The following is a 21,277-nucleotide window of genomic DNA, read 5'->3' on the forward strand; positions in this document are numbered from 1 at the left end:
GTGGACAGAGCGTACCGGCGAACCCGATGGTGTCAAATGCCGAGCAGGAAACTAGCTGCCTCGGCCACTCCAGGAAGAGATCACCACACCAATCAGTATCACCACCGAGCCCACCCAAGTCTGCGGCCGGATCGGCTCGTGCAGAAGCCACCAGGAGAATGCGGGCACCAGCAGGAACGTCAGGCCATAGAATGGAAATGCGGCTGAAAGCGGCACACGTGCCAGAACCGCCAGCCATAACAGCGTGGCTGCGCCATACACGAACAAGGCCAGGATCAGGGTGCCGGAGAAGAAGCTGGCCGGACGGCTGAACGACAACTGCGAAGATGCCAGCTTGAAGAGGACCTGTCCGCTGGCCAGCATGGCCAGGGTGGTCAGGATCATCGCGATCACGGCAGGGGTCAGTACAGCGGCAGAACGGGTCATCGAAGATTCCTGGCGGGGCGCTACAGCGGGGCGGCGTGATTGAGCTGCATTGCAACATTAAACCTGCGCATGCCGGTGTAGTCCTCCGCCTCAGCGAGTTGTTCATGGTCATACAGCATATACAGGCGCCAGATGTTCCGGAAATGCGGAACGGCTCTGTACGACGAGACACACCATACGCATTCGCATGGTCACCCCAAGCCAGCTAGAATCAGGGTCCCACCCCCGAACCGGTTGCTGTTGCAGGACCGGACGTTCTCCCTGTTACTGAAGGACCCCGTACCAGATGAAAATCCTCGTCGCGTACAAGCGCGTGGTGGACTACAACGTCCGCATTCAGGTCAAGCCGGACGGTTCCGGCGTGGTCACCGACGGCGTCAAGCTGTCCCCCAACCCCTTCGATGAAATCGCTCTGGAAGAAGCCCTGCGCCTGCGCGACAAGGGCATCGCCAGCGAAGTCGTGGTTGCCACCATCGCCCCGGCCGACGCCCAGGCGCACCTGCGCAACGGCCTGGCCATGGGCGCAAACCGTGCCATCCACGTCGTCACCGACCAGGCCATCCAGCCGCTGACCGCGTCGCGCACCCTGCTCAAGCTGATCGAAAAGGAACAGCCGGACCTGGTGATCCTTGGCAAGCAGGCCATTGATGACGACGCCAACCAGACCGGCCAGATGCTGGCCACGCTCTGGGGCCGCCCACAGGCGACCTTCGCCAGCAAGCTCGAAATTGCCGATGGCAAGGCCACGGTGACCCGTGAAGTCGACGCCGGCCTGGAAACGCTGGAAGTGGATCTGCCGGCCGTGGTCACCACCGATCTGCGCCTGAACGAACCGCGCTTCATCAAGCTGCCAGACATCATGAAGGCCAAGGCCAAGCCGCTGGAGACCCTGCAGCTGGCCGACCTCGGCGTTGAAGCCGCCGACACCTTCAAGACCACCCAGTACGCCGCGCCGTCCAAGCGCAGCAAGGGTGTGATGGTCAAGGACGCGGCCGAACTGGTTGCCGCACTCAAGCAGAAGGGGTTGCTGTAATGAGCAGGATTCTCGTCATCGCCGAGCACCACGACGGCAAGCTCAACGCCGCCACCGCCAAGACCGTCAGCGCCGCCACTGCCATCGCCGGTGCTAGCATCGACGTGCTGGTGCTGGCCGCCGACCCGGCCGCCGTTGCCGCTGAAGCGGCGAAGATTGCCGGCGTCGCCAAGGTCCTGACCGTGGCCAACGCCGCCAATGCCCAGGCCCTGGCCCAGGTGCTGGCCCCGCAGATCGCGCAGCTGGCCAAGGGCTACAGCCACGTGTTCGGCCCGTCGACCACCTTCGGCAAGGACCTGATGCCGTGCGTGGCCGCCCTGCTCGGCGTCAACCAGGTCTCCGACCTGATGAGCGTCGAAGGCAGCCACACCTTCAAGCGCCCGATCTACGCCGGCAACGCGATCATCACCGTCGAAGCCCCGGCCGACCAGATCGTGGTCGCGACCGTGCGTGCCGCCTCGTGGCCGGAAGCCGCCCAGGGCGGCAGCGCCGCCATCGAAGCGGCCAGCGTCGATGCTGCCCTGCCGACCCACACCCGCTTCGTCGGCCTGGCCGCTGGTGCCAGCGACCGCCCTGACCTGCAGAGCGCCAAGCGCGTGGTCTCCGGCGGCCGTGGTGTCGGTTCGGAAGAGAACTTCAAGGTCATCTTCCAGCTGGCCGACAAGCTCGGTGCCGCGGTGGGTGCCTCGCGCGCCGCGGTCGACGCCGGCTACGTACCCAGCGACCTGCAGGTCGGCCAGACCGGCAAGATCATCTCGCCGGAGCTGTACGTGGCGGTGGGCATCAGCGGTGCGATCCAGCATCTGACCGGCATCAAGGATGCCGGCACCATTGTCGCGATCAACAAGGACGCGGATTCGCCGATCTTCGAGATTGCCGATATCGGTCTGGTAGGGGATCTGTTCGCAATCCTGCCGGAGCTGGAAGCGGCGCTGGGTTGAAGCCGATGCCGTACTGCTGAATCATGTCGGGGCCAGCACATCCACCGCTGGCCCCGATGTGTTTTCCCAAGCATGGTTGGCGCGACGCGTGTCCATCCAGCCCTGCAAACCACCTGGATCATTGAATGACCGTTCTGATTGCGATTGTGATTCCTTGCTACAAGGTCAAGGAGCACATTCTTGATGTCATCGCCGGCATCGGTGAAGACGTTGCCCGCATCTATGCCGTCGATGACTGCTGCCCCGTGGGCAGTGGTGATTTCATCGAAACTCATGCGACGGATCCGCGCGTGAAGGTATTGCGCCATGCGGAGAACCAGGGCGTGGGTGGCGCAGTCATGACCGGGTATCGCGCGGCAATCGAGGACGGCATGGATATCATCGTCAAGGTGGACGGTGATGGGCAGATGGATCCCGCGCTGATTCCAGATTTCGTAGCACCGATTGTGGCCGGCGAAGCAGACTACACCAAGGGAAACCGATTCTTCGATCTGGAACAGATCCAGCAGATGCCTGCGCTGCGCCTGTTCGGCAATGGCGGCCTGTCGTTCCTGACCAAGCTCTCATCCGGCTACTGGGACCTGTTCGATCCCACCAATGGCTATACGGCCATCCATCGCGATGTTGCTCGACACCTGCCGCTGACCAAGATCAGCCGCCGGTACTTCTTCGAGACGGATATGCTGTTCCGGCTCAACACGCTGCGGGCAGTCGTGGTCGATGTGCCGATGCACGCTCGCTACGGTGACGAAGTGAGCAACCTGAAGATCTCCAAGGTAATGACCGAATTTCTTGGCAAGAACCTGGCGAACTTCGGCAAGCGCGTGTTCTACAACTACTATCTGCGCAACTTGACGCTGGCTTCGCTGGAGCTTCCGCTCGGGCTTGCATTCACGCTGTTCGGCCTTGCCTACGGCATCAAGCACTGGTTGTTCAGCATCGACAGCGGCCAGGTCGCCAGCAGCGGCACCGTCATGCTCGCCGCCATGCCAGTCCTGGTCGGCGTGCAGCTGTTGCTTGCATTCTTCGGCCAGGACATCGCCAGCACCCCGCGCCGCGCGATCCATCGCCGCCTGGCCCGTTCGGCGCTGCGGGGCCCGAGCGCGTGACGGATACCCGGACCGCATTGCCGCCGCAGCAACCTGTACTGTGGCCATTCTTCCTTGCGTTCGCGATGCTGCTGTCGATCGTTCTCTCCGCGTTGACCCCATCGTTCCAGACCCCGGATGAGCTGGACCATGTCAAGCGTGCCTATCTGTTGAGCAAGGGCCAGCTCCTGCTGCATGCACGCGATGGCAACCCCTCCGGCGGCGAGGTCGATACCGGCCTGCTGTCCTACATGCAGCAGTTCACGCAACTCGTGGGCAAGCGCGCACAGAAGCTGACCGCCGAGGAGCTTGCCCGGTCCGAGTCGATCGCCTGGTCCGGTGAAACGGTGTACCAGGCGCCTTCTGGCACCGCCTATTACTTTCCCGCCGTCTATCTGCCCCAGGCCACTGGACTGGCCGCCGGCCGGGTGCTGGGATGGACCGTGGCGGATTCCTACCGGCTGGCCCGCTACCTCTCGCTGGCCGCAGCCATCGCCCTGCTGGCCCTGGCATTCCGGATCTTTGCTCCACCTGCGGGGGCACTGGCCCTGCTAGTGCTGCCAATGACGCTGTTCCAGTTTGGCGGCGCCGTGCTGGACCCGGTTGCCACCGGACTGACCTTCGTGGCCGTCGCTGCTTTCATGCGTCTTGCCGTCGACGGACGCCAGGCCAACGCTCGCATTTTCATTGCATTGGTCGCGGCCACATTGCTTGTCTGCGCAAGCCGCGCGCACATGTTACCGATGCTCGCATTGCCCTTTGCTGCCGCATGGTTCGCGCGCTGCGGCCGTCGCTTCTGGATCGCCCTGGCCCTGGCAGTGTTCGTACTGGGCTGGACGGCGGTGACCATCAAGACAACGGTATACGCCCCCGGACCGCGCGACGCGGATCACGCAGCGCGCCTGATGCACTATCTCACCCACCCTTCCGAGCTTTGGCACATGCTCTGGGTGACCTGGTCGCACCCGGTCCGCATGAGCGAGTACTGGGAGTCCTTCCTGGGCGTACTGGGCTGGCTCGACATCGGTTTCCCTGCCTCGTTCTATCTCTGGGCGGGCACAGCCTTCCTGGCGACAGTGGCCGCGTCCGTTGCCACCGGTGCCTGGCGCAGCCTGGCCTTGGCTCGTACTCTGCTGGTGGTCGTCTGCTTCTCGGCAATCCTGCTGACCTTCCTTGCGCTGCTGGTGCAATGGACCGAGCCTGGTTCGCGCCTGATCGAAGGCGTGCAGGGACGCTACTTCCTGATTCCTGCCGTCTGCCTGTCCTACGCGCTTCTGGCCCAGCCGCAACCGCGTCCGCGTGCGCTGCACCTGGTGTCACACCTGCTGCTGGCCGGTCTGGTGCTCATCTCCGGCTATGGCACCGCGAAACTGCTGGCCGACCGCTACTACATGCAGCCGGTACGCCCTGTGGCCTTGCCAGCGTACTCGCTGGAGGCGGGGCAGGCGATCGCCACGGACGCGCCCACCCAACTACAGCTTCCACGAGCAGTGACGGGACCTGAAACAGCCATCGATTCGGTCTCCATCCTGCTGGACATCAGGAAAGCCATCACCGATCCGCGGGCCAAGGCGAGCCTGCGCCTGTGGGACTCGGACGGCAGCGAACATCGCTTCGAACTGCCTTTGACCGGAATCGGGGACGACGATTACCACAGCGTGCCGGTTGACGCGCGTGCCTATGTCAGGGGCGATGTCCGGATCGATGGCACAGCTGAGGTTGGATTATGGGAAGCCGTTGACGGCACCGGCCAGCGCACCAGCTGCCTGGCGGTGCATGCCACCGACGGCACCCGACGCGTTACGCCGGGCTGCCCCCTACCCTAGGCCCGAAAAACAAGGCCGAGCCCTTGCCCGGACGCTGGTGTCCATGCAGGCAACAACATGGTCCTCGCACGCTCTGCCTGCGGGACCATCCTGTTGTGCGTGCAGGCCGGTGACTCAACCGCGCAGACGGCGAATGACGGATGCCGGCACCATCTTGCGTACCAGTGATGCCAGTCCCGGCCGACGACGAACAAAACGCTCCAGCGACGACGAGGAAGGATCCAGTGCGACCTCGTCCGGAGCCGAGTCGAAATGCGCGATGATGGCCTCGTACTGTTCGTACGGGCGCGGGATCATGCGCTTGAGCGCGGGCTGGCTGCGATAGTAGCGGCGCCAATCGGCCGGAATCTTGCGACCGTTGGCAAACACGCCGTACTTGTCAGGCAGGCCCGCCGGATTCTTCAGTCGCTCCAGTTCCGAGGTGTACCACTGGGTCATCGCCTGCAGGGTGGTGTTGCCCGCGTCGTGCTTGCCCAGCATCTTCTCATGCGTACCAATGTCGAAGCCCGAGAAGTGATAGAAGCGCAGCGGATAGCTGCCGTTGACCACGATCGTGCCGTCGGCGCGGGTGCTGACTTCGCGGTAGTAAAGATTCCAGGTCGCGACGTTGTAGGACGGCACACGAAGAATTCCCAGCGTCTGGAAGAAGCAGGGAGCCAGGTCCACCCACTTCTGATCAGTGAAAAGCCCACGCTGGTTATCGTCGAAGCAATAGTCGCGGCAGCGATCCAGCCACCACTGCAGGAACGCCGGGCCCTCTCCCTCACGGGTCAGCGCGAGAAAGCCCAGATTGAACACGCCATGGCGCAGGCAACCGAGCATTTCTCCATCCTGAAGGTCATCGGTATCCGTCGCGGGCACTGATACATGCGGAGTCAGCACGATCGGATGGCTGACCATCTCCCGCTCCAGCTCCTCCAGCCGTGCATACAACACCGTATCAGGATCCTGATAGACGACATTGGCAAAACCATGCTTCTGGAACAGGTGTGCAAATGCAAAGGGCTTCACTGCCGTGCACAATTCCACCACCGTATGATCGAACAACCATGACTGGAGTTCGCCGACACCTTCGACGACATCATCCGGGGTCAGGACGATATCGAAATCGGAATAGTCCAGGGCCGGGTCCTGATGATCGCTCAGCATGAGCGCCATCTTGGCTTCAGGATGATGGCGGCGGACCGAAGCGGCGAGGATGCGCGCCTTCGGCAGGTAACCGTTGTTGATGGAGGTAAAGATGCATTCGATCATGGGATTCACTTCTTCATGTTGTCGCGCAAGCGGCGCACCAGCGGCAACAGCCCGGTGGCACCCAGGGTGGATCGGACAGCGTTGCGCCATGCCGTTGAGCCCGCCGGCGCAACCTCACCGCGAAGCTCGCTGATTGTACGCTTGAGGGCCGCGATCTCGTGCTGCAGCTCGGTGTTCTGTTTCTTCAGCAATACCGGATCGGTGATGCTCCATTGACTGGAAATGCCGGCAACCGCCTGCTGGTAGAACATGTCCTCGTCCGAGATCAGCGAGGTGTCCTGATACCAGGGCAAGTGCAGCGCTGAATATGGCGGAGCGGTGCGGATCGAACGCCACCAACGCTCCTCGTCGCAGTGGACGCCAGGGCGGTAGAGAGCGAACGTGGTATCAAGAGCCGCCTCATAGTTGCCGTCCTCCAGCAGGTTCTGCCAGAACGGCGATTCCCAGGCGATCACCTGCTGCTTGAACGCATAGTGGTCAGGCAGGTCATCGATCCTCAGTGACAGCCCGGCCTTGTTGTGCCGCGGATAGCGCTCCAGCAGCTCAGCCAGGTGCTCGGTGATGTCGGACGGGCAATCATGGGCCGGCATGACATCGCTGTCGTTCAGGATGAAACGCTCGCGCTGGATGACGTCGTCGAAACGACCACTGCGCCAAAGCGCAAGATGGCCATAGTTCTTGTCGAGCCGGACCACGCGATGCGGACTGTGGTTGAGATAGTCCAGCAGTGGTTCGTAGGTCGACGCATTGTCGACCACGATGAGATTCTGGAAATCCAGCGCTTCCAGCCGCTCGATCACGCTCCTGATGTAGCCGACCCGGTTGTAGGAAATGATGAAGACCGGAACGGTACGATTGGACAGTACGCTCATCCTTCCACTCCAAAGATGTCGAAGCCGCGCCCAATCACAAGGGCGCCAAGCATCCTTTCCATTACATGCTCCAGCCCGCCCTCAACCTCCCTGCTGTCCAGACTGAACTCATCGAGCGACAAGCCAAGCTCGAGCAGCGGCCTGAGCAATGAGGATCGAATCCAGAACATCGTGCCGGCCACGAACGGAGCTCCCTGCGGCACACCAAAGCGCTCGTACGCCGCTTGGCTGAGCGCTGCATTGGCATCGGGAACACTGGTGATGAACGGTCGTGCTCCCACCATGCCGATCGCCGGATCATCCTGGAACAGTTTCAGCACGTTGTTGATCTGCCAGGTGCTGCCGGTCAATGGCTGCACAAGCGCGCGGCGCCAATGATCGCCATCGCGTATTTCCTGCCCGAACAAGGCAGAAATTGCCTGGAAGTAGCTTTCCGGATTGTGGCTCTTCTTGGAGTGGAGCTTCAGCACCAGATCTGAATCGAGGAGACCTCCATCACGGATCGCCGCCAGCAATCCGCCCACGTCCTTGCCGCGATTGGGGACGACCAGAATCTGCACATCCACACCGCGCGCAACCAGTTCATCCAGTGGACCGTCGAAGTCCTCGCGACTCCAGGGCCCGGTAATGACCACTTTGCGCAGGTTCGGTATGCGCAGCGCATCGGCGATCAGTTCGGGGGCAAGATCACGGTAGAAAATGTGCAGATGGACCGCCACCTCTGCTACCAAGGGCACGATCGGCAGAGGATCACGCGCGACATGCCGGACCGTACCAGCCGTGACTCCATTGCGCAGGAAGCCGATGGATTCGTTGATGCGGCGCGCGCTCCTGATGGCGCGCGACACGCGCTGACGCAAACTCAACGGCATTCCGTAGGCTGGGGAGCCTGGCAGATTTCGCCCTTCAAGGTGTTCCAGCATCCGCACCTCGCGGCAACGCTGCAGGTCCCGCTCGTACCTCACCCGCAGAGAATCGCCGTATACATCCATGCGCTGGGCGTGTGCACGCTTGCGATACTCCGCGTGCACCTGCTCCAGCGACGCCTGCTGCTCCTGCTGCACTATCAGCGCCTCACGCAGCTCTGCTTCGACCACCTGCGCTTGCCGGCGCTCGGCTTCGCTGGCCTGCTCCCGCTGGCGCCGCTCCGCCTCGATCAACTGCTGGCGTTGTTTCAGAAGCTCTACATGAGCATCGCGATCTGCTTCAACTGCATGGAATGACTCGCGGTACTTGTTGACCTGGCCCTGCAGGTAGCGACGCAACAGGCGGTCATGCCGGTGGTGACTGAGCAGCAGGCTCTGGGGTGCATGCATCCGACGACGGTAGATCTGCCGCGTGATCAGCTGAGCCTCGGCCGCAGCGCCGGGCATGCCACTGAGAATCGCGTTGTCACCGTGCAACCGATAGCGCATCAGACGCTGGTCGACGAACTCCACCTTCACGCCCTCGGTATCCAGGCAGCGCAGCACGTAGTCCCAGTCCAGGTTGTAGCGGAAGCGCCGAAACCAGCCAACACTGGCCAACAACTCCCTGCGGAACAGGAAGTTCGACGTGGAAACAGTGAAGTTTCCATACAGCAGCCCGTTCACCACACCTTCGCTGCGCACGCGCTCGCGCAAACGCTGCACGCTGAAGTTCCACCAATGAGACGGGTCATCGATGAACTCGCCATCGGCATCAATCAGGCGGATATCGCTGAACAGGAACTGCGCATCTTCGCGCTCGGCGTGCTTGAGCATCTGCTCCAGCCGCTCAGGCTCCCAGATATCGTCCGAGTTGAGGACCGCCAGCCATGCGCCCCGCGCTTTTGACAAGCCACGGTTGATCGCCGCGTGCGACCCCGCGTTGTCCTGGCGCACCACTCTTATCCGGTCATCCTCTGCCGCCATGGCAGTTGCAACCAACACAGAATCATCCCTGGAACCATCATCGATGATGATCAGTTCCAGAGAAGACATCGTCTGTGCCAGCACAGACTCGATGGCCTCGCCGATGAAGCGCGCGTGGTTGTAGGACGGGATCACCACGCTCACGCGTGGCAGTGCAGCGTGGTCTGCGAGGGTCACTTCAGCCACTCGCCACCTCGTCGGCCCAGCGCTGCAGCGCTTCTGCATCCTCGACCCGCCACGGGCGCTGCGGCACTTCACTGCGACGCGCCTCCAGCACGAACTGGAACACGTTGGCGGTGGGATGTCGGTTGAGCATGTGCTTGATCGGTTCCGGCAGAGGCTGCCAGTACTCAAGGAACTGCTCGTGGTTTCCGCCGGCATTGACTGCTTCGCGCCTGGCAACCTCCAGGCCCTGTGCGTTGAGCATGCGCTCCAGCGAATCCCAGGTGAAGAAGCGCAGGTGGGTTTCGTCGAGCAGCCCTGTCGGCGTGTAGTCGAAGCGCCCGCAGAACAATGCAGCGATGATGCCGGCATGACCCACGTTGGGCACGGACGCCACCAGACGGCCGTCCGGGGCCAGCAGGGTCAGTAGCTGGCCGAGTGTGTATGCAGGATCACGCAGGTGTTCCAGCACGTCCGCGCAGACGATCACATCGTAGGTGCCGCGAACCGCTGCCAACCAGTCGTCACCTTCCAGAGTTCCAACATGCAGCGCATTCAGGTAGGGACGAGCCTGATCGGCACTGATCGGATCGATCTCCACGCCGGTCACTGTGCACCCTTGTGCCTGGCTGAGTTGACGCGATATGACACCGTAGCCGCAGCCAAGTTCAAGCACCCGCTGCCCCTGTCCCACCATCCGCGAGATGCGGGCAGCGGTACTCGGCCCTTCCGGATCGAAACTGTAGTCGTATGGCGAAACGCGATCTTCAATCTTCATTGGCATCCACCTCGATTGCGACCTCCAGCATGGGAATGCCCACCAACCCCGTGGAGACGCTGGTCGACACTGAGCGGACGATCAGTACGTCATGCCCCCACTTGAGCTGCCGATGGTCCAGCTGGGTGCCCTCGGCGATAGCGACGTCAAAACTGTAGTCACCCACCGGCAGGATCGGCATCGGGAAGCTGAACACCGCACGGAAGCGCTCGCCGCTACTGACCATGGGGGGGGCATCCAGGTAAGTCAGGTACGTGTTGTCGCCAAACAGTGTTTGCCCGTGCTTGTCCTTCAGGAAGAAGCCGACAATGGGTTGCGGCAGATCAACCAGTGCGCGCGCCTGCACGACCAGCGATACCGCCTCGCCGCCGACCACCCACGACAGCGGGTTATGTTCGCGGTCCTCCAGCACCACCTGGGTGATTTCCACCCCGCCCTGACCAAAGGATGCACTCTCCGGCGTGAACTGCATCACCTGGATGTCATTGCGCAGCGTGCTGCCATTGATCATCGATTGGCGCTGATCCTTCCAGTCCTCGGCCGACAGGATGTCCTGCACGGCATGGTCTCGTTCCGGTGCGCTGCTCTGCGACTGGTTGAACAAAGAGGCCAGGTACTTCTCTGTCACGCTCTTGGCATCGCCAATCGCTTGCACCCGGCCATGCTCGATCCACATGGCCTGGTCGCACAGGCTTCGCACCGCGCCACTGTCATGGCTGACGAACACCAGCGTGCCGTTCTCCTTGAACTTGCGCAGCCAGCGCATGCACTTCTGCGTGAACTGCGCATCCCCCACGGCAAGCGCCTCGTCGATGACCAGGATGTCAGCGTCGACGTGGGTGATCACCGAGAAGGCCAGGCGCACGAACATGCCACTGGAGTACGTTTTGACCGGGCGATCGATGAATTCACCGATCTCTGCGAATTCGATGATCGACGGCAGGCGTTCGTTGATTTCCGCAGTGGTCAGGCCATAGATGCCGCCACTGAGAATCGCGTTCTGACGCCCGGTGAATTCGGGATTGAAGCCTGCCCCCAGTTCCAGCAGCGCTGCCACTTTGCCGACACGTTCGACGCTGCCGCTGGTAGGCGACAACGTGCCGCACACGATCTGCAGCAAGGTCGACTTTCCAGAGCCATTCTTTCCGATGACGCCGAACGTCGTGCCCTTCCGCACGCTGAAGTCGATATCACGCAGCGCCCAGAAATCGCGGTAGAACTTTCGCCGTCCACCCAATAGACCCTGCCAGAGGCGGTGCGCGGGCTTCTCATAGATGTGGTAGCACTTGGACAGATTGTGGACCCGGATCGAGACGTCAGATGACATCGGCGAAGCCTCCACGCATCTTCTGGAAGAACATGTAGCCCAAGGCGGCCACCGGCAGGGCGATCAGCAGATAGACCCCCAGCGCAGCCCAATCCGGGGATTGGCCAAGCATCAATGCCGCACGTGATTCCTGCATCGGCAATGTCAACGGATTGAACATCACCCAGGTCTGCGCGGCCTTTGGCAACGCGGTGATCTGGTAGAACAACGGCGACAGGAACATGAAGGCACTGATCAGCAACGTCACCATCTGGTTGATGTCGCGGATGTAGGTTCCGAGTGCCGCCAGCAACCAGGTCACTCCCAAGATCAACACCATCAGCGGCAGAAGAATTACCGGGATCCACAGCCCCTGCCAATGCATGGGCGAATCCAGGTACCAGGACACGGCAATGAGCACCAGCATCGCCACGAACGCGTTGAACACAGCCGTGATCAGGGTGACGACGGGCAGCACATCAAGGGGGAAAACAACTTTCTTCACGTAGTTCGCATTGGCCAGGATCAGCGTTGGCGCACGCGTGACGCATTCGGCGAATAGATTGAACACGATCAAGCCGATGAAGAGCGCGACGGTGAAGTTGCCCGACGGATGATCACCCTGCCCCCATCGGTTCTTGAACAGCGTACCGAACACGAACGAGTAAAGCGTCAGCAACAGCAGGTTCTGGATCACATACCAGGAGAGGCCACCGTAGGATCCTTTGAACCGTGCAGCGATCTCACGCTGGGACAATGCCCAGAGCAGCTCAGCCTTGCGTTGTACGCCACTGATCATCACGCCAGCGCCTTTTCCAGATCCACCTGCAGATCCCCCAGATCCTCAACACCCACGCTCAGCCTTACCAGCGCATCACTGATGCCCAGCTGCTCGCGCCGCGCCACCGGGATCGATGCATGCGTCATCACCGCTGGATGGTTGACCAGGCTTTCCACGCCGCCCAGCGACTCGGCCAGGGTGAACAGTTCGGTCTTCTCGCAGAAGCGCTTGGCCGCGTCGAAGCCGCCCTTGAGCACGATCGAGACGATGCCGCCGTAGCCAGCCATCTGCTTGCCCGCCAGCTCGTGTTGCGGGTGCGAGGCCAGGCCCGGGTAGATCACCTTCTCCACCGCCGGATGCTTTTCCAGCCACTGGGCCAGGGCGAGCGCGTTGGCGCAATGTGCCTTCATGCGCAGCGGCAGGGTCTTCAGACCACGCAAGGCCAGGAAGCTGTCGAACGGGCCCTGCACGCCACCCACCGAGTTCTGCAGGAAGGCCATCTGCTCGGCCAGTTCGGCGTTGTCGCCAACCACAACCATGCCACCGACCATGTCCGAGTGCCCGTTGAGGTACTTGGTGGCCGAATGCAGGACCAGGTCCGCGCCCAGTTCCAGCGGACGCTGCAGCATCGGCGAGGCGAAGGTGTTGTCGACGACTACGATCAGGCCATGACGCTTGGCGATGGCGGCGACCGCAGCGATGTCGACGATCTTCAGCATCGGGTTGGTCGGGGTCTCGATCCAGACCATCTTCGTCTTCGACGTGATGGCGGCCTCGAACGCGGCCAGATCGGTCAGGTCGACGAAGCTGAAGTCCAGCGCAGCGGTACGGCGACGCACACGCTCGAACAGGCGGAAGCTGCCACCGTAGATGTCATCCATCGCCACCACGTGGCTGCCGGCGTCCAGCAGCTCGATCACGGTCGAGCTGGCGGCCATGCCCGAAGCGAAGGCGAAGCCACGGGTACCGCCTTCCAGCGAGGCCACGCAACGCTCGTAGGCGAAGCGCGTCGGGTTGTGGGTACGCGAATACTCGAAGCCCTGGTGCTCGCCCGGGCTGGACTGGGCATAGGTCGAGGTCGCGTAGATCGGCGGCATCACCGCACCGGTGCTGGGGTCCGGCGACTGGCCACCGTGGATGGCCAGGGTAGCCAGGGCCAGGGCGCGATCCTGGGAAGTAGCGTTGGACATGTTCTTTCCTGAGGGGCGCCGACGCACGGCGCCATCGAAGGTGCGGAAGTCTATCAGCGCGGCCTTAACGACCTTTGACGCGGATAAACCAGGATTCAGCGGCGAACATCTGCGATCAGCGGCTTATTGAACACGCCGACGCAGGTAGTTCAGCAGGTCGATACGGGTGATCAGGCCCAGGAAGGCGTCACCGTCCATCACGATCGCCACCTGGCCGCGGTCGAACACCGGCAGCAGCGCTTCGATCGGCGACTTCACGTCCAGCCGGTCCAGCTTGCTGACCATCGCGGTCGCCACCGGGTCGCGGAAACGGGCTTCATCGCCATAGACATGCAGCAGCACGTCGCTTTCATCGACGATACCGACCAGCTGGTCGCCGTCCAGCACCGGCAGCTGCGACACGTCATACAGTTTCATGCGCTGATAGGCGGTGGTCAGCAGGTCGTTCGGGCCGATCACCACGGTGTCGCGCTGGCCATACGGGCGCAGGATCAGGTCGCGCAGGTCGCCGTGCTGGGGGCGCTGCAGGAAGCCGTTGTCCAGCATCCAGTAGTCGTTGTACATCTTCGACAGGTACTTGTTGCCGGTATCCGGCACCAGCACCAGCACCTTCTTCGGCGTGGTCTGCTCCTTGCAGTACTTCAGCGCCGCCGCCAGCAGGGTGCCGGTGGAGGAACCACCGAGGATGCCTTCCTTGCCCAGCAGCTCTCGCGCGGTGTGGAAGCTCTCCGCATCGGAGATGGCGTAGGCCTTCTTCACCCGGCTGAAATCGGAGATCGACGGCAGGAAGTCCTCACCGATGCCTTCCACCAGCCAGCTGCCCGACTTGTCGTTCAGATTGCCGTCGTTGATGTACTCGGCCAGGATCGAGCCGACCGGATCGGCCAGCACCAGCTCGGTCTTCGGCGACAGCTTCGCGAAGGCACGCGACAGGCCGGTCATGGTGCCGGAGCTGCCGCAGCCGAACACGATGGCGTCAAGGTCGCCGTCCATCTGCTCCAGGATTTCCGGGCCGGTACCGAATTCGTGCGCGGCCGGGTTGTCCGGGTTGCCGAACTGGTTGATGAAGTAGGCGCCCGGGGTCTGCTCGGCGATGGTCTTGGCCAGGTCCTGGTAGTACTCGGGATGACCCTTGGCCACGTCCGAGCGGGTCAAGCGCACTTCGGCACCCATCGCCTTCAGATTGAAGATCTTTTCGCGGCTCATCTTGTCGGGAACGACCAGGATCAGCTTGTAGCCCTTCTGCTGCGCTACCAGGGCCAGGCCCAGGCCGGTGTTGCCGGCGGTGCCCTCGACCAGGGTCGCGCCCGGCTTCAGGTCGCCGCGCTTTTCCGCGGCCTCGATCATCGACAGGCCGATGCGATCCTTGATCGACCCGCCCGGGTTGGCGCTCTCCAGCTTCAGGTAGAGCTCGCAGACACCGGTGTCCAGGCGCTGGGCCTTCACGATCGGGGTCTGACCGATGAGTTCGAGGACGGAAGAGTGGATGGGCATTCGGGGACTTTCGGTTCGCGCCACGCAGGGCCGGACCGATGATTATCCGACGGATGGCGATGAAAGTCAGGTCGGCATGGCCGCAGCCTGTCCACCGTAAAAAAGGGATGCGGACGGCCCCGGATCGACGAGGAGACCGGTACCGCCCGCATCGGTGAGTTGTGCCTGCAGGCCAAGGCACCACCGCCTGTGGTGCCTTGGCGCGGCCGCCTCATCGGCGGTGCCGCGATGCCGGGGCATGAGCGCCCGGCGGGGCCATCTCTGGCCGGGTCACGCCGTTCCGGGCGTGACGGGGTGCGTCAATGCGCGGGGGACGTCGTTGGAAGCGGTGTCTCGTACATTCGCAGAAGACGTTGCTTGGCCAGCAGCTTCTCACGCTTCATGCGACCCAGGGTGACATCATCGATCGGGAGTACACCCAACTCCGCGTCCATGCACTTCTTGTTCAACTTGCGGTGCTGGTCATGGAGTGCCCGGAACTCCGGATCGCGCGCGCGGCGGGCGTCGATCTCGCTCTGGGGCTGATCTTCAAACATGATGGACCTCCTTCGACAGATACACGAACGCCCCGGCTGCAAGGCACGGGGCGTTGTTCATGGAGGAGCGCCGGTCGATGGCCACCTGGACGCCTGCAACGACCTGCGGCACTGGCCTGCGCACGTCGATTCGCTGCGGTTCGCGCCCTGCTTGCATCGGCCCGGCCCTCCCATCGTCCGGTCCGCGGCATTGCGTCCCGGACGATTGACCCTACGCCTGCTCCGGGCGGGGTTCAAGCCCCTGCGTCAAAAAGACCGAACCCCGCCGGGGCGGGGTTCAGGCTGAATGCTCATCACAACGAAAAACAAACAATATCAATCAATTACGGGGCGATGATGACCTCGGCCGAACGCGCCCGGGTGGACGCTGCCTTCTTGCCGCTGAGCTGTATCCGGTTGCTTGCGACACCGCCGGCAACGAGGGCATCGCGCAGCGCTTCGGCCCGCTTCTGGCCGACGCCATTGGCACTGTCATACGCCTCGATGCGCAGGCGGCCCTTCTTGCCGATGTTCAGATACTCGGCCAGTGCCTTGGCCTGGTTGCGGGCACCACCGGACAGGCTGGAGGCACCGGCGGCGAAGGCGTCACCATTGAAGGTGAACACCTCACCGCGGCCGTCGAACTTCGAGCCCGGCAGCTTCTGCCCGGACACCAGCTCGGCTTCCTCGCGGGCCAGTTTGGCAGCGTTCTGCTGCGCGGCGCTGAGGCGCTGCTGCTGCTTGCCGGCCACGCTGGTCAGGGCATTCTCGGCATCCTGGCGGGCCAGCGTCTCGGCCTCGGCGGCCTGACGCAGGCGCTCTGCCTCCTCGGCCTGCATCTGCGCCTGCATGCGCAGCTGCTCGGCTTCCTGGCGGGCACGGGCAGCATCGCGGCGGCTGGCCTCGATCAGCAGGTCGCTGCGGGTACGCTCGAGACGATCGACCTCACGCGCCGCCAGTGCGGTACGCACGGCGGTCTCGGCGATCTCGACGCGGCGCTCTGCCAGGTAGGTGGCCAATTCCTGGTCGCGGCGCTTGGCCTTGTCCAGGGTGGCGATGGCCTGCTGCGCCTGCATGCGCTCGAAAGCGCCCAGCTCAGCCGTGTCGGGATTGGCCTGGATGGCCATCAGGCGCTGGCTCAGCTGCGCCACCATCGGGTTGTCAGCGGCCACGGCCAGGGTCGGCAGCGCCAGCAGCGCGGCCAGGGTTGCGGCGGTCATCGGCTTCACCGGCGGTCCTCCCCGGTCGACAGCTGGCGTTGCAGCTGGTTGACCTCGTTGCGGCGCAGCTGCAGCTGCGCGGTGGCGGTGGCTTCCTCGCTGCGGACGCGAGCCAGGTCGGCATCGACGGCAGCGCGCAGGGCCATCGCCGGGGCGTTCTTGCGCTCGCGGCGGTCGCCGGCGGCGCGCTGGGCCTGCTCCAGCCCCTGCCGGGCCAGCCCGATAAGGTCCGGAGCGTACTGGTCGGCATCGGCCTGGGTGGCCTTGTCGACCGCCTGCCGGGCCTGCGCCAGTTCCAGTGCGGCGTCCTGCGCCCAAGCGGGGGCAGACAGTGCGAATGCAAACGCCATCACATACAGGCCATGGCGCATTCGTGCGAAGCTAAGTCGTTTCATTGGGGAGGCCGTACCGGTTGTCGGTTCACGGCCATTGTCGTCAAGCCGACACCGTGCTGGCAACGGGCGTCGACCGTTTCGTTGGGGAAAATTCGCAATGGATATCGGCTACTTCCTGAAGCTGATGACCGAAAAGAACGCTTCGGACATGTTTCTGACCACCGGGGCTCCGGTCTACATCAAGATCGAGGGGAAGCTCTATCCGCTGGGCAATACCGGCCTGCCGCCGGGCATGGTCAAGAAGATCGCCTACTCGCTGATGGACGAGGGCCAGGTGCCGCAGTTCGAGCGCGAGCTGGAGCTGAACATGGCCATCGCCCTGCCTGATGCCGGGCGCTTCCGGGTCAATGTATTCAAGCAGCGCGGCGAAGTCGGCATGGTCATTCGCGCCATCCGCAGCCGCATCCCGAGCATCGAAGAGCTGAACCTGCCACAGGTGCTGAAGGACGTCATCATGACCCCGCGTGGGCTGGTGCTGGTGGTGGGGTCCACCGGTTCCGGCAAGTCCACCTCGCTGGCGTCGATGATCGACCACCGCAACAGCACCACCACCGGCCACATCCTCACCATCGAGGACCCGATCGAGTACCTGCACAAGCACAAGATGTCGATCGTCAACCAGCGCGAGGTCGGGCTGGACACCCATGCCTTCCACAACGCGCTGAAGAACGCGATGCGTGAAGCACCGGACGTGATCCTGATCGGCGAGATCCTGGACGCGGAAACGATGGAGGCGGCGATCGCCTTCGCCGAGACCGGTCACCTGTGCCTGGCCACCCTGCACTCCAACAACGCCGACCAGACCATCGAGCGCATCCTCAACTTCTTCCCGGAAAGCGCGCACAAGAATGTGCTGATGAACCTGGCGCTGAACCTGCGTGCGGTGGTCAGCCAGCGCCTGGTGAAGAACAAGGAAGGCCGCCGGCTGCCAGCCACCGAGGTCCTGATCAATACGCCGATGATCCGCGACCTGCTGCGCCGCGGCCAGGTGCACGAGATCAAGGCGGCGATGGAAGGCTCGCTGGAAGAAGGCATGGAGAGCTTCGACCAGTGCCTGTTCCGGCTGGCCAAGGCCGGCACCATCGAGCAGGAAGAAGCGTTGCGTGCGGCTGACTCGCGTGATGGCCTGGCCCTGAAGTTCCGCCTGTCCGAAGGCAGCAGCGGCGACCACGACCCGTACGCCGACTTCTCGGCCGGTGCGCCCAGCATCACCCACGGCTTCTGATCCCCGCACTGCTCTTTCGATACCGGTAGCGCCGGGCCATGCCCGGCGAAAGCCTGAAGGATTCAGGGGCGGTCTCATCCAATGAGACCCCTCATCCGTAGGTTTCCTCAATGGAAACCATCCGCAAGCTGGCCATCCTGGCCGATGCCGCCAAATACGACGCCTCCTGCGCCTCCAGTGGCTCGGGCAAGCGCGATTCGCGCGCCAGCGGCGGCATTGGCAGCACCGAAGGCATGGGCATCTGCCACAGCTATACGCCGGACGGCCGCTGCGTTTCATTGCTGAAGATCCTGCTGACCAACTTCTGCGTCTACGACTGCGCCTACTGCGTGAACCGGGTCTCCAGCAACGTAGCCCGTGCGCGCTTCAGCGTGGACGAGGTGGTCGCGCTCACCCTGGACTTCTACAAGCGCAACTACATCGAGGGGCTGTTCCTGTCCAGCGGCATCATCCGCAATGCGGACTACACCATGGAGCAGATGGTGGAAGTTGCCCGGCAACTGCGCGAAGGGCACCGCTACGCCGGCTACATCCACCTCAAGACCATTCCCGAGGCTTCGCCCGAGCTGCTGGCCAGTGCCGGGCGCTACGCCGACCGCCTGTCGATCAACGTCGAACTGCCGACCGAAGCCGGCCTGATCGCGTTGGCGCCGGAGAAGACGGTGCATTCGATACGCGGCGCCATGGGCGAACTACGCTGGCGCATCGAGGAAGCCAAGGAGGCGCGCAAAGCCCCCGCAGCGTTGGCGCCGACGGCCAGCCGCAGTACACGCCCGCGCCCTCCCCGTTTCGCACCAGCCGGGCAGAGCACGCAGATGATCGTCGGCGCGGACGGGGCCAACGACCAACAGATCCTGGCCAGCGCCGATGCGCTGTACGGCAACTACCGCATGCGCCGGGTGTACTACTCCGCGTTCAGCCCGATTCCGGACGCCAGCCGGCAGCTGCCACTGCAACCGCCCCCGCTGCAGCGCGAACATCGCCTCTACCAGGCCGACTGGTTGCTGCGCTTCTACGGGTACGGCGTGGAAGAAATCACCGATACCGCCCAGAACGGCATGCTGGACCTGGACATCGACCCGAAGATGGCTTGGGCGATCCGCCACCCCGAGCGCTTTCCGGTCGACCTGAACCGGGCACCGAAGGAAATGCTGCTGCGCGTTCCCGGCCTCGGCGTGCGCAACGTCAAGCGCGTGCTGATGGCACGCCGCCACGGGCGGCTGCGCGTGGCCGACATCGCGCGCCTGAAGGCACCGATGAGCAAGATGCTGCCGTTCGTGCTGCTGGCTGACCATCATCCGCGCAAGGCGCTGGACGACCCGGCGGCGCTGCGCGCGCAGCTGGCCCCGCCCCCGCGACAGGGTTCGCTGTTCGATGCACCGTCCGCGGCCTGACGCGCAGCGCTGGTCGCTGCGGGTGGATCCGCCATGGTCGCTGGAGGCCTGGCGCAACGGTGCGCGTGAAGCCCTGCTGCGCGACGTCGCGCCGGAGCAGCTGGACTGGCTGGAGGGCAGCGACGCATCACTGCTGGATGCACCCGCGGTCACCTCGGCGCCCGTGCAGGCCGATGCTGGCACACCGAACGTACCGCGCGACTTCCTGGAGCTGGCGGCCACCTGCCTGTGTCATCGCGACGGGCAGCGCATGGCCCTCCTGTACCGGTTGCTGTGGCGCATCACCCATGGCGAACGCTCGGTGCTGTCAAACCCCGCCGATGCCGACGTACTGCGGGCGATGGCCATGGCCCAGGCGGTCCGCCGTGACACGCACAAGATGAAGGCATTCGTGCGCTTCCGCGAGGTGCCTGGCCAACCTGATGCGTTCATCGCCTGGTTCGAACCACAGCACTACATTGTCGATCGGGTCGCGCCGTTCTTCGCGCGCCGCTTCACCGGCATGCGCTGGGCCATTCTCACGCCTTCGCGCAGCGTCGCCTGGGATGGGCAGGCACTTGCCTTCGGCCCCGGCGCACGGCGCGAGGATGCCCCGGCCGAGGATGCGCGCGAATCACTGTGGCAGACCTACTACGCCAGCATCTTCAATCCGGCGCGACTCAATACACGGATGATGATGCAGGAGATGCCGGCGAAGTATTGGCGCCACCTGCCGGAAGCTCAGCTGCTGCCACGCCTGGTGCGCGATGCGGCCGACCGCGTGCAGGAAATGCATGACCGTCCCGCGCAGGCACCGCAGCGCCGGATTCCCCTGCGAGCGAACGCTGCGACATCGGCGACCGAAGCCAGCAGCCTGGAGAATCTGCGCGGACAGGCCAGCGCCTGCCGCCAGTGCCCGCTCTGGGAGCAGGCCACGCAGACCGTGTTCGGGCAGGGGCCGGCAGACGCCAAGGTGATGCTGGTCGGAGAACAGCCTGGCGATACCGAGGACCTGCGCGGACAGCCGTTCGCAGGACCTGCCGGCCAGCTGCTGGACCGCGCACTGGTGGAACTGGGAATCGATCGCGCCCAGCTGTACCTCACCAACGCGGTGAAGCACTTCCACCATGAACGGCGCGGCAAGGTGCGGCTGCACAAGCGGCCGGAAAGCCGCCACATCCAGGCCTGCCGCCCTTGGCTGATGGGTGAGATCGCCCGCGTGCGACCCCAGGTGATCGTGTGCCTCGGCGCGACAGCGGCAGCCTCGGTATTCGGTCGTGATTTCGACCTCTCACGCGACCGCGGACGCTGGCACGCCCTCGAGGAAGGCACGCGCGGGTACGCCACGGTGCACCCGGCATGGGTGTTGCGGCAGACTGACGATGCGCGCCGCGAGGATGCCTACCGGTTGTTCCGCGATGACCTGGCCCGATTGCAGCAGAAAGGGGACGGAGGGGATTAAGTCGTAAGTGCACATACGACTTAATCCCCTCCGTCCCCTTTTTC

General features: G+C 63.6%; 19 protein-coding genes. 7 read left to right on the forward strand and 12 right to left on the reverse strand.

Features of this window, described 5'->3' with window-relative positions; genetic code table 11:
• Nucleotides 1-51: 51 nt before the first annotated feature.
• Complete coding sequence (locus tag V9K93_RS11175; protein ID WP_136638619.1) at nucleotides 52-426, reverse strand: EamA family transporter; 375 nt, start codon at nucleotides 424-426, stop codon at nucleotides 52-54.
• 286 nt (nucleotides 427-712) lie between these two features.
• Here V9K93_RS11175 and V9K93_RS11180 point away from each other — a divergent pair, with 286 nt between their 5' ends.
• The 4 genes from V9K93_RS11180 to V9K93_RS11195 all read left to right on the forward strand — a co-directional run bounded on the left by V9K93_RS11180 (nucleotide 713) and on the right by V9K93_RS11195 (nucleotide 5,314).
• Nucleotides 713-1,459 (forward strand): electron transfer flavoprotein subunit beta/FixA family protein, encoded by a 747-nt coding sequence (locus tag V9K93_RS11180; RefSeq protein ID WP_012509979.1) that lies wholly within the window; start codon nucleotides 713-715, stop codon nucleotides 1,457-1,459.
• The gene (locus V9K93_RS11185) at nucleotides 1,459-2,400 is read left to right on the forward strand and encodes an electron transfer flavoprotein subunit alpha/FixB family protein (RefSeq protein WP_136638620.1); all 942 of its coding nucleotides are present in this window, start codon (nucleotides 1,459-1,461) and stop codon (nucleotides 2,398-2,400) included. Before V9K93_RS11180 ends, V9K93_RS11185 begins: the two co-directional genes overlap by 1 nt.
• Nucleotides 2,401-2,525: 125 nt before the next feature.
• Nucleotides 2,526-3,509 (forward strand): glycosyltransferase family 2 protein, encoded by a 984-nt coding sequence (locus V9K93_RS11190; RefSeq protein WP_046983197.1) that lies wholly within the window; start codon nucleotides 2,526-2,528, stop codon nucleotides 3,507-3,509.
• Between the two features lie 65 nt (nucleotides 3,510-3,574).
• On the forward strand, nucleotides 3,575-5,314 hold the full coding sequence (locus V9K93_RS11195) for a DUF2142 domain-containing protein (RefSeq protein WP_337302559.1): 1,740 nt from the start codon (nucleotides 3,575-3,577) through the stop codon (nucleotides 5,312-5,314).
• A gap of 114 nt (nucleotides 5,315-5,428) precedes the next feature.
• Here the strand turns inward: V9K93_RS11195 and V9K93_RS11200 are convergent, their stop codons facing one another.
• From V9K93_RS11200 to V9K93_RS11250, 11 genes are all read right to left on the reverse strand, one after another.
• Nucleotides 5,429-6,568 (reverse strand): glycosyl transferase, encoded by a 1,140-nt coding sequence (locus tag V9K93_RS11200; protein ID WP_136638622.1) that lies wholly within the window; start codon nucleotides 6,566-6,568, stop codon nucleotides 5,429-5,431.
• A 5-nt stretch (nucleotides 6,569-6,573) separates the two neighbouring features.
• Nucleotides 6,574-7,440 carry a glycosyltransferase family protein gene (locus tag V9K93_RS11205; RefSeq protein ID WP_136638623.1) on the reverse strand — a complete coding sequence of 289 codons (867 nt, stop codon included), beginning with the start codon at nucleotides 7,438-7,440 and terminating at the stop codon, nucleotides 6,574-6,576.
• Nucleotides 7,437-9,476: a glycosyltransferase gene (locus tag V9K93_RS11210; protein WP_337302560.1), complete on the reverse strand. Its 2,040-nt coding sequence runs from the start codon at nucleotides 9,474-9,476 to the stop codon at nucleotides 7,437-7,439. The genes V9K93_RS11205 and V9K93_RS11210 overlap by 4 nt, the downstream gene beginning before the upstream one ends.
• Nucleotides 9,477-9,510: 34 nt before the next feature.
• A complete protein-coding gene (locus V9K93_RS11215) occupies nucleotides 9,511-10,272 on the reverse strand; it encodes a class I SAM-dependent methyltransferase (protein WP_169050338.1) in 762 nt (253 codons plus the stop codon).
• Nucleotides 10,262-11,599 carry an ABC transporter ATP-binding protein gene (locus V9K93_RS11220; protein ID WP_337302561.1) on the reverse strand — a complete coding sequence of 446 codons (1,338 nt, stop codon included), beginning with the start codon at nucleotides 11,597-11,599 and terminating at the stop codon, nucleotides 10,262-10,264. Before V9K93_RS11220 ends, V9K93_RS11215 begins: the two co-directional genes overlap by 11 nt.
• A complete protein-coding gene (locus tag V9K93_RS11225) occupies nucleotides 11,589-12,377 on the reverse strand; it encodes an ABC transporter permease (protein WP_046983200.1) in 789 nt (262 codons plus the stop codon). The genes V9K93_RS11220 and V9K93_RS11225 overlap by 11 nt, the downstream gene beginning before the upstream one ends.
• Complete coding sequence (locus V9K93_RS11230; RefSeq protein ID WP_046983201.1) at nucleotides 12,377-13,549, reverse strand: cystathionine gamma-synthase; 1,173 nt, start codon at nucleotides 13,547-13,549, stop codon at nucleotides 12,377-12,379. The genes V9K93_RS11225 and V9K93_RS11230 overlap by 1 nt, the downstream gene beginning before the upstream one ends.
• 123 nt (nucleotides 13,550-13,672) lie before the next feature.
• The gene (locus V9K93_RS11235; RefSeq protein ID WP_046983202.1) at nucleotides 13,673-15,043 is read right to left on the reverse strand and encodes a pyridoxal-phosphate dependent enzyme; all 1,371 of its coding nucleotides are present in this window, start codon (nucleotides 15,041-15,043) and stop codon (nucleotides 13,673-13,675) included.
• A 299-nt stretch (nucleotides 15,044-15,342) separates the two neighbouring features.
• Nucleotides 15,343-15,579 carry an HP1242/YdcH family protein gene (locus V9K93_RS11240; RefSeq protein ID WP_012509964.1) on the reverse strand — a complete coding sequence of 79 codons (237 nt, stop codon included), beginning with the start codon at nucleotides 15,577-15,579 and terminating at the stop codon, nucleotides 15,343-15,345.
• A gap of 323 nt (nucleotides 15,580-15,902) precedes the next feature.
• The gene (locus V9K93_RS11245) at nucleotides 15,903-16,787 is read right to left on the reverse strand and encodes an OmpA family protein (RefSeq protein ID WP_136638626.1); all 885 of its coding nucleotides are present in this window, start codon (nucleotides 16,785-16,787) and stop codon (nucleotides 15,903-15,905) included.
• Complete coding sequence (locus V9K93_RS11250; RefSeq protein WP_046983203.1) at nucleotides 16,784-17,149, reverse strand: DUF4398 domain-containing protein; 366 nt, start codon at nucleotides 17,147-17,149, stop codon at nucleotides 16,784-16,786. Before V9K93_RS11250 ends, V9K93_RS11245 begins: the two co-directional genes overlap by 4 nt.
• A 121-nt stretch (nucleotides 17,150-17,270) precedes the next feature.
• Here V9K93_RS11250 and V9K93_RS11255 point away from each other — a divergent pair, with 121 nt between their 5' ends.
• The 3 genes from V9K93_RS11255 to V9K93_RS11265 all read left to right on the forward strand — a co-directional run bounded on the left by V9K93_RS11255 (nucleotide 17,271) and on the right by V9K93_RS11265 (nucleotide 21,233).
• Nucleotides 17,271-18,398, forward strand: a complete 1,128-nt coding sequence (locus tag V9K93_RS11255; RefSeq protein ID WP_046983204.1) for a PilT/PilU family type 4a pilus ATPase — start codon at nucleotides 17,271-17,273, stop codon at nucleotides 18,396-18,398.
• Nucleotides 18,399-18,508: 110 nt separating this feature from the next.
• A complete protein-coding gene (locus V9K93_RS11260; RefSeq protein WP_136638627.1) occupies nucleotides 18,509-19,792 on the forward strand; it encodes a putative DNA modification/repair radical SAM protein in 1,284 nt (427 codons plus the stop codon).
• Complete coding sequence (locus V9K93_RS11265; protein WP_046983206.1) at nucleotides 19,773-21,233, forward strand: UdgX family uracil-DNA binding protein; 1,461 nt, start codon at nucleotides 19,773-19,775, stop codon at nucleotides 21,231-21,233. Before V9K93_RS11260 ends, V9K93_RS11265 begins: the two co-directional genes overlap by 20 nt.
• Nucleotides 21,234-21,277: the final 44 nt, after the last annotated feature.

Origin of the sequence: Stenotrophomonas sp. CCNWLW162 (assembly GCF_037203745.1) — a bacterium.
In the GTDB taxonomy this organism is placed as follows: domain Bacteria; phylum Pseudomonadota; class Gammaproteobacteria; order Xanthomonadales; family Xanthomonadaceae; genus Stenotrophomonas; species Stenotrophomonas maltophilia_AQ.

Excerpts from the sequence above, each read along its gene's own strand:
- V9K93_RS11230 (WP_046983201.1), bottom strand. The coding sequence starts at position 13,549 with ATGTCCAACGCTACTTCCCAGGATCGCGCCCTGGCCCTGGCTACCCTG.
- V9K93_RS11195 (WP_337302559.1), top strand. The coding sequence starts at position 3,575 with ATGCTGCTGTCGATCGTTCTCTCCGCGTTGACCCCATCGTTCCAGACC.
- V9K93_RS11190 (WP_046983197.1), top strand. The coding sequence starts at position 2,526 with ATGACCGTTCTGATTGCGATTGTGATTCCTTGCTACAAGGTCAAGGAG.
- V9K93_RS11175 (WP_136638619.1), bottom strand. The coding sequence starts at position 426 with ATGACCCGTTCTGCCGCTGTACTGACCCCTGCCGTGATCGCGATGATC.
- V9K93_RS11220 (WP_337302561.1), bottom strand. The coding sequence starts at position 11,599 with ATGTCATCTGACGTCTCGATCCGGGTCCACAATCTGTCCAAGTGCTAC.
- V9K93_RS11200 (WP_136638622.1), bottom strand. The coding sequence starts at position 6,568 with ATGATCGAATGCATCTTTACCTCCATCAACAACGGTTACCTGCCGAAG.
- V9K93_RS11260 (WP_136638627.1), top strand. The coding sequence starts at position 18,509 with ATGGAAACCATCCGCAAGCTGGCCATCCTGGCCGATGCCGCCAAATAC.
- V9K93_RS11235 (WP_046983202.1), bottom strand. The coding sequence starts at position 15,043 with ATGCCCATCCACTCTTCCGTCCTCGAACTCATCGGTCAGACCCCGATC.
- V9K93_RS11265 (WP_046983206.1), top strand. The coding sequence starts at position 19,773 with ATGCACCGTCCGCGGCCTGACGCGCAGCGCTGGTCGCTGCGGGTGGAT.
- V9K93_RS11225 (WP_046983200.1), bottom strand. The coding sequence starts at position 12,377 with ATGATCAGTGGCGTACAACGCAAGGCTGAGCTGCTCTGGGCATTGTCC.
- V9K93_RS11255 (WP_046983204.1), top strand. The coding sequence starts at position 17,271 with ATGGATATCGGCTACTTCCTGAAGCTGATGACCGAAAAGAACGCTTCG.
- V9K93_RS11240 (WP_012509964.1), bottom strand. The coding sequence starts at position 15,579 with ATGTTTGAAGATCAGCCCCAGAGCGAGATCGACGCCCGCCGCGCGCGC.
- V9K93_RS11250 (WP_046983203.1), bottom strand. The coding sequence starts at position 17,149 with ATGCGCCATGGCCTGTATGTGATGGCGTTTGCATTCGCACTGTCTGCC.
- V9K93_RS11205 (WP_136638623.1), bottom strand. The coding sequence starts at position 7,440 with ATGAGCGTACTGTCCAATCGTACCGTTCCGGTCTTCATCATTTCCTAC.
- V9K93_RS11180 (WP_012509979.1), top strand. The coding sequence starts at position 713 with ATGAAAATCCTCGTCGCGTACAAGCGCGTGGTGGACTACAACGTCCGC.
- V9K93_RS11215 (WP_169050338.1), bottom strand. The coding sequence starts at position 10,272 with ATGAAGATTGAAGATCGCGTTTCGCCATACGACTACAGTTTCGATCCG.
- V9K93_RS11185 (WP_136638620.1), top strand. The coding sequence starts at position 1,459 with ATGAGCAGGATTCTCGTCATCGCCGAGCACCACGACGGCAAGCTCAAC.